10 protein-coding genes are annotated in these 12,726 nt (G+C 39.2%); 7 read left to right on the top strand and 3 right to left on the bottom strand.

Annotated elements, in window-relative coordinates; genetic code table 11:
• The first annotated feature begins 265 nt into the window (after positions 1–265).
• The 3 genes from IV512_RS04340 (at position 266) to IV512_RS04330 (ending at position 3,761) form a co-directional block, all read left to right on the top strand.
• Entirely contained in the window at positions 266–934 is a 669-nt protein-coding gene (locus IV512_RS04340) for a succinate dehydrogenase cytochrome b subunit (protein WP_209400983.1), read from the top strand.
• A gap of 1 nt (position 935) precedes the next feature.
• Positions 936–2,939, top strand: a complete 2,004-nt coding sequence (locus IV512_RS04335; RefSeq protein WP_209400980.1) for a fumarate reductase/succinate dehydrogenase flavoprotein subunit — start codon at positions 936–938, stop codon at positions 2,937–2,939.
• Positions 2,940–3,014: 75 nt separating this feature from the next.
• Positions 3,015–3,761, top strand: a complete 747-nt coding sequence (locus IV512_RS04330; protein WP_100870402.1) for a succinate dehydrogenase/fumarate reductase iron-sulfur subunit — start codon at positions 3,015–3,017, stop codon at positions 3,759–3,761.
• A gap of 76 nt (positions 3,762–3,837) precedes the next feature.
• On the opposite strand, the gene IV512_RS04325 is transcribed toward IV512_RS04330, so the two are convergent.
• The gene (locus IV512_RS04325) at positions 3,838–4,431 is read right to left on the bottom strand and encodes a hypothetical protein (protein WP_209400978.1); all 594 of its coding nucleotides are present in this window, start codon (positions 4,429–4,431) and stop codon (positions 3,838–3,840) included.
• Positions 4,432–4,538: 107 nt separating this feature from the next.
• Positions 4,539–5,924 carry a P-loop NTPase fold protein gene (locus tag IV512_RS04320; RefSeq protein ID WP_209400976.1) on the bottom strand — a complete coding sequence of 462 codons (1,386 nt, stop codon included), beginning with the start codon at positions 5,922–5,924 and terminating at the stop codon, positions 4,539–4,541.
• 71 nt (positions 5,925–5,995) lie between these two features.
• Between IV512_RS04320 and IV512_RS04315 the strand changes: the two genes are divergently transcribed.
• Both IV512_RS04315 and IV512_RS04310 read left to right on the top strand, forming a co-directional pair.
• Positions 5,996–6,487 carry a very short patch repair endonuclease gene (locus IV512_RS04315; protein ID WP_209400974.1) on the top strand — a complete coding sequence of 164 codons (492 nt, stop codon included), beginning with the start codon at positions 5,996–5,998 and terminating at the stop codon, positions 6,485–6,487.
• A gap of 85 nt (positions 6,488–6,572) precedes the next feature.
• A complete protein-coding gene (locus IV512_RS04310; RefSeq protein ID WP_209400971.1) occupies positions 6,573–7,118 on the top strand; it encodes a type 1 glutamine amidotransferase domain-containing protein in 546 nt (181 codons plus the stop codon).
• Positions 7,119–7,477: 359 nt separating this feature from the next.
• On the opposite strand, the gene IV512_RS04305 is transcribed toward IV512_RS04310, so the two are convergent.
• Positions 7,478–10,324, bottom strand: a complete 2,847-nt coding sequence (locus IV512_RS04305) for a sialidase family protein (protein WP_209400969.1) — start codon at positions 10,322–10,324, stop codon at positions 7,478–7,480.
• A gap of 304 nt (positions 10,325–10,628) precedes the next feature.
• Between IV512_RS04305 and IV512_RS04300 the strand changes: the two genes are divergently transcribed.
• Both IV512_RS04300 and IV512_RS04295 read left to right on the top strand, forming a co-directional pair.
• On the top strand, positions 10,629–11,921 hold the full coding sequence (locus IV512_RS04300) for an aminopeptidase P family protein (RefSeq protein WP_209400968.1): 1,293 nt from the start codon (positions 10,629–10,631) through the stop codon (positions 11,919–11,921).
• 32 nt (positions 11,922–11,953) lie between these two features.
• Complete coding sequence (locus IV512_RS04295) at positions 11,954–12,724, top strand: exodeoxyribonuclease III (RefSeq protein WP_209400967.1); 771 nt, start codon at positions 11,954–11,956, stop codon at positions 12,722–12,724.
• Positions 12,725–12,726 lie beyond the last annotated feature (2 nt).

Raw genomic sequence — 12,726 nt, 5'->3', positions numbered from 1 at the left:
CTTGTTAAGAAAGTTATGCTAAAAAATTGAGGAGCTTGTTTTTAGCTTTACAACTCACTGATAATGAATATGATTTTGTGTTTTTGGATTTATCTGGTTCAAGAAAAACCGGGTCAGATATTGATTTTGGAATCCGAAGTTCAAACAAGATATTCCACTTCCTTAAAATGGGTCTAAATACTTGAGTAAAGAGTTGTAAAGTTTGTTAAAGCCAAGCCTATACCCTAATTTTGTAGACCGTCTAAAAACTAATTGATACATTATAATGAGCGGATTGATAAAATCTTCGATAGCCCGAAAAGTCGTAATGGCCTTATCGGGTCTTTTTTTGGTCTTCTTTCTGGCCCAACACTTTACCATTAACATAACTTCTGTTATAGCTCCCGACACTTTCAATGAGTGGTCACATTTTATGGGTTATAATGGGTTAGTGCAGTTTATTCTTCAGCCGATATTGATTGCTGGGGTTATTGTGCATTTTGTTATGGGTATTGCTTTAGAGATTAAAAACAACAAGGCTAGGGCGATCAAGTACAAGAAATACAGTGGTGGCGCCAATGCCTCTTGGATGTCGAGAAACATGATCATTACCGGTCTTGTCGTTTTGGCATTTCTTGGTCTTCATTTTTATGATTTTTGGATCCATGAAATGGATTATAAATACATAGCTGGCAATGCCGAGGACCCAACGCGATATTATCAGGAAACCGTAGAAAAGTTTGAGCCTTTCTGGCGTACTGTTATCTATGTTATATCTTTTGTGTTGTTGTCTTTGCACCTGTGGCATGGCTTTGCCTCTTCTTTTCAGAGTATGGGGGTGAACAACAAATACACTCCGGCAATACAGACTTTTACTAAAATCTACGCGATAGGTATTCCTTTGGGGTTCATATTTATTGCAGTTTACCATCATCTTAACCCAATAACACATTAATATGGGCATATTGGATTCTAAAGTTCCATCAGGGCCGTTAGCCGAAAAATGGACTAAGCATAAGAACAAAATCAACCTGGTTAACCCTGCCAACAAGCGTAATATAGATATTATCGTTGTAGGTACAGGTCTTGCAGGGGGTTCGGCCGCAGCAACTTTGGCCGAGCTGGGTTATAATGTAAAAACATTCTGTTATCAAGATTCTCCTCGTAGGGCACACTCCATTGCAGCTCAAGGTGGTATCAACGCAGCAAAAAATTACCAAGGTGATGGCGATAGCGCCTACCGCCTTTTTTACGATACGATCAAAGGGGGCGATTATCGCTCACGTGAGGCTAACGTTCACCGTTTGGCTGAAGAATCGGCAAATATCATTGACCAATGTGTAGCACAAGGTGTTCCTTTTGCAAGAGATTACGGGGGTCTTTTAGATAACCGTTCGTTCGGAGGGGTTTTGGTATCTAGAACATTCTATGCCAAAGGCCAGACAGGGCAACAATTGCTATTGGGTGCTTACTCAGCTATGAACCGACAGATCAATAGAGGTAAGATCAAGCCTTACAACCGTCATGAAATGATGGATATGGTTTTGGTGGATGGAAAAGCCAGAGGTATTATTGCCCGTAATTTGGTTACCGGTGAAATCGAACGACATTCGGCACATGCCGTAGTTTTGGCTACTGGCGGTTACGGAAATGTGTTCTTTCTGTCAACCAACGCTATGGGAAGTAATGTAATGGCGGCCTGGAGAGCGCATCGAAGGGGAGCTTTCTTTGCTAACCCATGCTTTACACAAATTCACCCTACATGCATTCCGGTTTCAGGAGATCATCAATCTAAATTGACCTTGATGTCTGAGTCGTTGCGTAATGATGGGCGTATTTGGGTACCAAAGAGAATTGAAGATGCACAAGCCATTCGTGAAGGAAAATTAAAGCCTACCCAGTTAAAAGAAGAGGATAGAGATTACTACTTGGAAAGACGTTACCCAGCGTTCGGAAACTTGGTGCCGCGTGATGTTGCATCGAGAGCCGCAAAAGAACGTTGTGATGCCGGTTTCGGAGTAAACAAAACAGGAGAAGCCGTTTATTTGGATTTTGCTTCTGCAGTTCAACGTTACGGTAAAGAAGAAGCCTTGACCAGAGGCATGAAAAATGGCGATAGCAAAACTATCACCCAATTAGGTAAAGACATTATCGAAGCCAAATACGGAAACCTTTTTCAGATGTACGAGAAAATCGTAGATGAGAATCCGTATGAGACGCCAATGATGATTTACCCAGCTGTGCACTATACGATGGGCGGTCTTTGGGTAGATTACAACTTACAGACGACCATTGAGGGTTGCTACTGCGCCGGTGAGGCGAATTTTAGCGACCATGGTGCGAACCGTTTAGGGGCTTCTGCATTAATGCAAGGTCTGGCAGATGGGTATTTCGTGCTTCCGTATACTATTGGTGATTACCTCTCGAACGATATTAGAACCGGTGCTATCTCTACAGATTCGCCCGAGTTTGAATATGCTGAGAAAGAAGTAAAAGACCGTATCAATAAACTAATGTCCGCAAAGGGGCAGCATTCCGTTGATTATTACCATAAGAAATTGGGTAAAATTATGTGGGATAAATGCGGAATGGCAAGAAACGCCCAAGGTCTTGAAGAAGCGATTGTAGAAATATCTGCTTTAAGGGCTGATTTCTGGGAGAATGTAAAAATTCCCGGTGGTACAGATGGTATGAACGCCGAGTTGGAAAAAGCGGGTCGAGTGGCCGATTTCTTGGAGTTGGGTGAACTTTTTGCTAAAGATGCATTGACCAGACAAGAATCGTGTGGAGGCCATTTCAGGGAAGAATACCAAACCGAAGAAGGTGAGGCCCTTCGTGACGATGAGAACTTTAAGTTCGTTTCGGCATGGGAATACAAGGGAGAGCCAAAAGACGCTGTTCTTCACAAAGAAGATTTGGTCTACGAGAATATTGAATTAAAAACAAGAAGTTATAAGTAGTTTATAGTTGAAGGTTTATGGTCACTGTCGAAAGCAGTTTACTATTAACAGTCAACCCCAACTAAAATAAAAACTATGAAATTAAACTTAAAAATATGGCGTCAGAAAGATGCCAACACCAAAGGGGAAATGGTCGATTACACTATTAACGGTGTAGAAGGAGATATGTCTTTTTTGGAAATGTTAGACGTGCTTAATGAAGACCTTATAAACAAGGGTAAAGAACCGGTACAGTTCGATCATGACTGTCGTGAGGGTATCTGCGGGTCTTGTTCGTTACAAATCAACGGTGAGCCGCACGGTCCAGACCGATTGGTGACCACTTGTCAGTTGCACATGAGAAAATTCAACGATGGCGATACTATCGTAATCGAACCTTTTAGAGCGACCGCTTTTCCGGTTATCAAAGATTTGGTGGTCGACCGTACCGCTTTTGACAGAATTCAGCAAGCAGGGGGTTATATATCGGTGAATACCTCTGGTAATACTGTTGATGCCAATGCAACACCGATAGAAAAAGATAAGGCTGATGATTCTTTCTATGCCGCTACGTGTATCGGTTGCGGAGCCTGTGTTGCAGCTTGTAAGAATGCCAGTGCGATGTTGTTTACATCTGCTAAGGTTTCTCAGTTCGCATTGCTTCCCCAAGGTAGGGTCGAGGCTACAGAACGTGTTGAGAATATGGTTCGTCAAATGGATTTGGAAGGTTTTGGAAACTGTACCAATACCGGTGCCTGTGAGGTTGAGTGCCCTAAAGGTATTTCATTGGAGAACATTGCACGTATGAATCGCGAATATCTTAGCGCTACCGTAAAAGGATAATTTATTCTAAGCAATGAGACTCAAATCGAGTTATCTTTCCTTTTAATTGAGATAAAATCAATCCCAAGCTCTTTATTTAGAGTTTGGGATTTGTATTTTGGTCTTTTTCTCTTATATAGATATAAATAAATTGCTCAATACATTCTTCAATTTTATTTATTCCATTATCTGAAAACGTATTCATTTTCTTGACTTTTGTTATCAAATCTGGATAGTATATTTCTGTCTTTTCATATAATAAATCTAAATTTAATAAGGATTTCATGTAGTTATAATTCTCCCTGTCAATAGAGCCAAATCCTTTGTTTATATAATGGATAGGAAAATACTGGAGCAAAGCTCCCAAAACCTCTTTCTTTGATATTGAGTTAGAAATATACTGTTCAAATTCTTCTCTATCGTAATCGCTCCAAACTGACATGACCATTTTATTTTCGGGAGCATATGGGACGAAGAATGGAAGCTCCTCATGTCTTGATTTGACCTTTTCAATTATTAATTTTTCCAATTCATTCTTGTGCGAGTAATCGCTAAAATTTCTAGTGAAATAACATAATTCTTTATAATCCAGTTGGCCTGCTAAGTTATTTATTTGCTCCTCAACTGGATACTTATTTAAATATTCTCCGACCAATTCAATAATTCGAATTTTTAAATCATCACCGAACATATCCTTTTCAAGAGTTTCAAATATGCCTTTATTTTTAAACCAGAACTGAAAAAAATTATCCTTATTAGAAATTTCAGAATCGTAAATAATACTTTTTATTTTATCCTCTAGAAAGTAGATACTAAATTCTTTAATAAGTTTTTTTGCTCGACTAATGCTGTTTCAAAGTCATTTTCATTAATAGCTTTTATAAATGTAACAAGTATGTTTTTAGAGATTTTTCCTACCATGTGATACGAAAAATATTTATCGTAGTGTTCTTTATGATTTATTCTAAGTTCTTTATTTAGCTTTTCAGATTCAATATCTCTACCCCCAATTGTCCCTTGGTTTTTGGGAAATAAGTATTCGATTATTTCAGTTTTTGAGGAAAAGTCTATTTTGTCCGATAAATCTTTATAGTATATTCTATGAGTGATATTGTAGATGCCTTTACTGAAATTTTGAATTTTGAGTTTTTCATATATTTCATCTTGAGTTACTTTCAAATACTCAACTAGAAATAAATCATTAAGATTCACTTCGTTGCCAATTGAGAATGCGGAAACGAAAAAACTGTTCAAGACTCTTATTATCTCTCTTGGACTTATAAATGACACTAAATTGAAACTTTTATGTAGAATTTCTTGGAACTCCTGCTCCTTAGAGTGGTTCATTCCGTAATTTAGTAAGGTTCTGACCTTATTTAATTTATGCTGAAAGAATACTTTTAAATCCGACTTTTCAACTTTTGGTAGGTAAATTGGAATATTAACAATTTTTTCAAGAAATTTTTCGCCGTCAATTTTGTTGTCCCCAAACCGATTTTTAATTGCTTTGGATACCTGCTCTTTATCTAGAGCCACAATATAGATGACATTCTTAAAGTCTGCATTCAATTTTATAATCTTTAATACTCTATAAATTTCTTCTCTGTCCAACCTATCTATATCGTCAATGGTAATTACGATTTTAAAGTCGGCTTGGGATAGCAACTGATTAATTTCTGTTTTTAATTCTTCGATACCCTGATTTTCACCAATTAAGTCTTCACCCATTAACCTAAGTATTTCTCCGGGCTCAAATGTCACTTCGGTATTGTAAGATTTTGGAATACCTATGGTGGCAGAAAGTTTTACTGCCTTCATATACCGGCTCATGGATTTTATAAACTGACCAGCCTTTTTTAGAGAATTTTCTTGCGATGCCTTTAATTTTTTAGATAACCCTTCGAAGAATTCAAACAAGATTTCATCTTCTGAATTATATCTCCACGGGTTAAAGTGGAATTTCATAATTCCTTTACCTTTTCCTTTAGGAAATAAATCTAAGTTGCGATTGATCAAATTTAAATAAGAAGTTTTTCCATAACCCCAACTACCGTATATGCCAATTATTAAGTTTTCCTCGATATCTGAAGTGTTTTGAATGAGTTTTTGAACTTTTTTCGCATGATGTTTATAGTTAAGTAAATCATCATCATCTTTTTCAATTGGTAAATCGGGTAAATTCATTAAAATAGGTAGATTATAGTTAATTAACTGAATTCATCTTTGAAGAATTTGTTTTAAAGTTACAGTATTATATGAGAAAGTTAATTAAGCCAAAAGAGTATTCCGAAGAACGTATAAAGGTTCCCCGTTTCAACGAAGAATCGGGCTTCTACACCACTCCAAAACGTTCTAAGATTATGAGCAAGATACGCGGCAAAAACACCAAGCCTGAGCTTGCCTTTCGAAAAGCTCTGTATGCCGCGGGTTACCGGTATCGAATAGACTATAAAAAACTTATTGGCAAACCCGACATCCTCTTTAAAAAGTATAAGACTGCCATTTTCATAGACGGTGAATATTGGCATGGACATAATTGGGATGAACGAAAACCCAAAATAAAAACGAACCGTGAATTTTGGATTGCCAAAATCGAACGAAACATGCAACGTGACAGCGAAGTAAATAAAGAACTGGAACGTTTGGGCTATAAAGTTTTTCGATTTTGGGAAACGGAAATCAAAAAGGAACTTGGCCGTTGTCTAGCTGAAGTTACCGAATACCTTCAATCTCTTCAAACGAGCTAAGATCTCCCTGAATTCCGTCAATTGAAGCGTTCGATTGGTGGTATATTGCGAATGAATCAATTAATAATCATTTAAAAATATATATATGAAGAAGGTAGCAATATTAGCCACAAACGGATTTGAAGAAAGTGAATTGAAGTCACCTAAAGAGGCGATGGAGAAAGAAGGCTTTCAAGTAGATGTCGTGAGTTTTGAGGCTGGTGAAATAAAAGGATGGGCCGATGGAAATTGGTCAAATTCTTATAAAGTAGATAAAACATTAAATCAAGTAAGCGCATCTGATTACAATGCATTAATGTTACCGGGTGGGGTTATCAATCCTGATTTGGTAAGACGTGAAGAAAAGGCACTAACTTTTGTTCGTGATTTCTTCAAGCAAGAAAAACCGGTAGCCGCTATATGCCATGCACCACAAATTTTAATTAGCGCAGGTGTAGTGGAAGGTAGAAAACTAACTTCATTCAAGTCTATTAAAGATGACTTGGTTAATGCCGGTGCTAATTGGGTAGACCAAGAAGTAGTAGTAGACCAAGGTTTCGTAACCAGTAGAAACCCTGATGATTTACCTGCATTCAATAGCAAGTTAATCGAAGAGGTAAAAGAAGGTAAGCATGAAGAGCAACATGCATAATACTTAAAGAACCAAATCGAAAAAATCCTGATAAACATATCAGGATTTTTTTTTGCCCTATGATTTTGTAGGCAATTCATCGATAAAATTGACCCCTTGTATTTTTCACCACAGTAAAGGATCGGTTCACAACAATAATTTAGAAAGTTGAAATGAGCAGCGTAGATTTACATTGTAATTAAGTGATAGTGTTGACCCCAAATCGCCCCTTGAACTTGACCGAAAAAATTTCGACCCCAAATCGAAAATTCTACCTACAAAATATTACACCGACCCCAATCGGTAACCAAATTAACAGTGTACCTACTTAACAAGAAAAGCCCTTTTATAGGGCTTTTTTGTATTTGTTCGTCTTCATGTTATTTAATGATGAATTCTTTTTCCATTTTATCGTCACCTGAAATACGAACAAGATAATCCCCTTTCGGTAAATAGGTCTTGCCGTCTTTAGCGGTTTTAAGTTTTACTTTGTTTTTCTTAAGATAGGCAGCTTTTCCAGCTTTTGAAAAAGCTAGATCATAAGAAAGAATGTTCATGCCTTTATCAGCTTTGATTTCAGTGCTACTTACGATTATGCCATTTTTGGTTTGAATTTCCGCAGATATAGATTGTTCTTTTTTACTGTAAAAGAACACATCGAGCCCAGGTGTACTGGGCTTGCTCCATGGGCTGGGGGCGTTGCCCCAATCTTTTGAGTGTGTAACGTCATCCAACTCGAAAACAACAAGATTCTTATCGAGAATATCAGTAGTTATTTGTTGTAAATATTTGATATCTGCTTGGTAGATGCTTCTGCCATGTGTGCCCACAAGTAAGTGTTTTGCTTCTGGCTGAATAGCCAAGTCGTGTACGGCAACATTGGGCATACCACTTTGAAAAGCCTCCCAAGAAGAACCTTGGTTAAAGGAGAGGTAAAGTCCGTTATCGGTACCTACGAACAAGAGATTTTCATTGACAGGGTCTTCTATTATCGTATTAACGGGTGAAGCAGGAATATTTCCAGCAATGCTCTGCCAAGTTTTTCCGTAGTCGTCACTTTTATAGAGATAGGTAGTAAAATCGTCCCAGCGATATCCATTTAAAGCTAGATAAACCCGTTCTTTTTTATGTTTTGATGCAATCACCCTACTCACCCAGTTATTTTTTGGTAGCGAAGACGAAATAAGCTGCCAATCAGCCCCCCCATTTTGCGAAATATGCACCAGCCCGTCATCACTTCCGGTATACAAAAGTCCGAATTTTAAGGGTGATTCTGAAATGGTCGTGAGGGTACCATAGGCGACATTGCCTTTTTTACCACCCTGGGTTAGATCATCTGAAATAGTTTCCCAATCGTCACCTTTATTTAAAGAGCGATGTAATTTGTTGCTACCTAGATAGAGAATATCTTGATTGTGCGTAGAAAGTGATATAGGGGTCTGCCAATTGAAACGAAAGGGTTTTTCACCAAGGTTATGCTTGGGTTGAATGTATTTTTTCTTGTTGTTTTTTCTATCCAATCGATAATAATTTCCGAATTGGTACCCCGTATACACTGTATGGTGGTCTCTGTTATCGATTTCTATTTGCATGCCGTCACCACCCATGATTGATTTCCAGGGGTATTCGCCCATTTGGTGCCAACTGCGGTCTTCTTTGGCGTTGTGAGCACCTTCCCAGACACCGTTATCTTGCAAGCCACCATAAACATGATAAGGCTCTTGACGGTCTACGTTGATGGCATAAAACTGACCGACGCTCGGTGAGTTGTTTTTTATCCATGTTTCTCCATCATCGTAGGTGATATTCACGCCACCATCGTTACCATTGATCAAATGGACGGGCATTTTTGGGTTTATCCATAGGGCATGGTGGTCGGCGTGTACGTTTTCTTGACTTATAGAGGTAAAGGTTTTTCCGCTATTTGCAGATTTTAACAAGGGCACACCACCTACATATACTTTTTCGCTATCGTTAGGGTCTACTCGAATTTCACCAAAATAATAGCCATAGCTGTAGTAGAGCGCATCGATATAATCGGTATTTTGCTTTGCCCAACTGGTGCCGCCATTATCACTGCGATACACCTCGGCGCCTATGACAGGGGTATCGAAAAGCATCGAGTTGGCATCTTCAAGGTGTTTTGCCAAATCTATAGGTTTGGCCACGTTACTTCGTATAAGTTGTTTGACATTTTCAGCTCGATATTTTTCTTGGAAACCGTTCTTTTTAAGGAATGCATTCAATTTTTTATCCTCTAGTTCGAGAAATTCAGACGTTGACATTTTCTTAAAGTCAGAAGCGGAAAGAATCTCAGGGTCTTTATCTTTTTCTTCGGATGCTTCGCGACGGTCTTGATTATCGTGCAAGGCGTAGACGATGTTCTCGTCATAAACGGCCAGACCAATACGACCTACGCCGTAACCTGTGGGGAAACCACTGCCCTCTGTTGAAATCTTCTTCCACGTACTACCGCCATCGACACTTTTGTAAATGCCAGACCCGAATCCACTACCTAGAAAATCCCAAGCCTTTCGGTCTTTTTCCCAAGCAGCGGCGTACATAATATCAAAGTTTTTTGGGGCATGCGCCACATCGATTATTCCGGTATCGAAATTAATAAAAAGTGTTTTTTTCCAAGTTTTGCCTCCATCCGTAGTTTTATAAATGCCTCGTTCGTCATTAGAAGAGTAAAGATGGCCTGTAGCACCCACTACTACTTCGTTAGGGTTTTCTGGGTTGATTACGATACGACCGATATGATGCGAGTCCATTAGCCCCATATGCATCCACAATTTGCCCTTGTCAATCGATTTTAAAACGCCGATGCCGGCGTATGAAGACCGTGAAGCGTTGTTTTCGCCAGTACCGACCCAAATAGTGCCCGTGGGCCAGTCGACCGCAATATCCCCTAAATTTTGGGTTTGAGACTGGTCCATTACCGGAGTGAAAGAAGTACCATTATTCTTGGTGTACCAGAGTCCGCCAGAGGCATAGGCCACATAAAATTCAATGGTATTTTCGGGGTTTACATCTAAATCGACCACCCGACCGCTCATAACCGTCGGCCCGATATTTTTTAGGGGAATATTCTTCACCAAAGATTCAGTTTCCATACGCTGCTTCTGAAGCAGTGCACTTTTCACCTGTTCGGTACCGGTGGGTACAATTTGAGAGGTTCCTGTAAAATAAAGGGAGAGAACAAGAAAAAAAGAAAGGTACTTCATGGTGCCTGGTGTTGGACTTTTAACAGAGGAAAGTTAATAATTCTTAGCGTGGCAATTTAAAATTAACAGCCTGCATAATTGCGCATCAACTTAATATTTTGTTAATTTATGCCATACTAAAGTTACGCTCACTCAAACTACAAGAGTAACATAACCAACTTTAATTGAGGAAGAGGCCTAGAAATGGGTCTCTTTCTTTTTGTTCTTAATTTGGCGAGGAAGCCAATCGTTTCTTAGGATTATAGCCTATACCGCACGACTATTTTTAGTAGAATCGCTATTTTTGAAAAAACGAAGAAACTAGATGAAATACGAGCAGATCAGTAATACACTTTTCACTAAAAACCGTAAAAAATTTATGGCTCAAATGCAGCCGAAAAGCATAGCGGTATTTAACTCTAACGACATATACCCCATAGGTGCAGATAGCGTTCTGCCTTTTGAACAGCACAGAGATATATTTTATTTAAGTGGGGCCGACCAAGAAGAGACACGCTTGCTTCTTTTTCCTGATTCCATCATTAAAAAACATCGAGAAATACTTTTTGTTCGTGAAACGAACGACCACATTGCCATTTGGGAAGGGGAAAAATTGACCAAAGAAAAGGCGACCGAAGTCTCAGGTATAGAAACCATTTATTGGCTTCAAGATTTCGACAAGGTCTTTTTTGATTTAATGACCGAGGCAGAAACTATTTACTTTAACACGAACGAGCATTACCGTCAGGCAGTGGAGACCCAGACGCGTGAGGATCGTTTTATTTTGGATTGCAAGAGCAAATTTCCGGCGCATAAGGTTGCCAAGAGCAATCCGATTTTACAAAAGATTCGTGGTGTTAAAGAACCCGAAGAAATAGAATTGATGCAAACCGCCTGTAATATTACAGAAAAGGGTTTTAGACGGGTACTTGAATTTGTCGAGCCTGGGGTTTGGGAACATGAGATAGAAGCCGAACTGTTACATCAGTTTGTACGAAATCGCTCGAAGGGTTTTGCCTATCCACCGATTATTGCCGCGGGTAACAATGCTAACGTTTTGCATTACCTGGAAAACAACAAACAATGCGAAGCAGGAGATTTGATTTTGATGGATACTGCTGCCGAATACGCAAATTACTCTAGTGATTTGACCCGAACCATTCCCGTGAGCGGAAAATTCAACAAACGCCAGAAAGAGGTGTATGAGGCGGTGCTACGCGTGAAAGACGAAGCCACCAAAATGTTGGTGCCAGGCACCATTTGGGCCGATTATCATGTAGAGTGCGGTAAACTGATGACCTCTGAGCTTTTGGGTCTCGGACTTCTAGATAAGGCCGATGTTCAAAATGAAGATAAAAATTGGCCCGCCTATAAAAAGTACTTTATGCACGGCACTAGCCACCATATCGGGTTGAACACCCATGATTATGGCGAATTGAAAAAGCCCATGGAACCTAATATGGTATTTACCGTTGAACCGGGTATTTATATTCCCGAAGAGAAAATGGGAGTGCGTTTAGAAGATGATGTAGTCATTCAAGAAACAGGAGAGCCATTCAATCTCATGGCCAATATTCCTATTAAAGTAGAGGAAATTGAAGAGTTGATGAATCAATAACCATCATTGCAATAAATTTTAAAATTACTATCATGAAAATAGTTTCTTGGAATGTGAACGGAATTCGTGCTTCCATAAAGAAAGGTTTTGGGGAAGTGGTTTCCAACTTTGATGCGGATGTCTTTTGTGTTCAAGAGACCAAAGCTCAAGACGACCAAGTTTCGGAAGCGTTAAAGGAAATCACTGGCTACGAAGTTTTTAGTAACAGTGCCGAAAGAAAGGGGTATTCCGGTACGGGAATTCTATCAAAGAAAAAACCACTTTCATTCTTTGCCAATATTGGCGTTGAAGACCATGATGTCGAAGGCAGGGTTACTTGTGCAGAGTATGATGCTTTTTATTTGGTGAACGTATATGTGCCCAACAGTGGTAACGGACTCAAAAGGTTGGATTACCGTTCGGTGTGGGACAAAGACTTTACCAATTATTTGTTGAACCTGCAAAAAAAGAAACCGCTTATAGTTACGGGTGATTTTAATGTGGCGCATACGGCGAACGATTTGGCGAACCCGAAATCGAATTACAATAAAACATCTGGTTTTACCCAGGTGGAAATCGATGGTCTAGATCATATGCTTCATACTTTGAACTTGGTAGATAGTTTTAGAACCTTGCACCCCGATGAATTTGACAAATACACTTTTTGGAGTATGCGTGGGGGTGCGAGATCCCGAAATGTGGGTTGGCGTATCGATTATTTTTTGGTGAGTGAATCGCTTTGGCCTAAAGTAAAGTCGGCAGAAATTCATGACCAGGTTATGGGTAGTGACCATTGCCCTATTAGTATGGAAATTGATATTTAGAT

This window comes from Pseudozobellia sp. WGM2 (assembly GCF_017810075.1).
Classification (GTDB): Bacteria; Bacteroidota; Bacteroidia; order Flavobacteriales; family Flavobacteriaceae; genus JADNYK01.
This window is presented reverse-complemented; position numbering and strand designations above follow the sequence as displayed.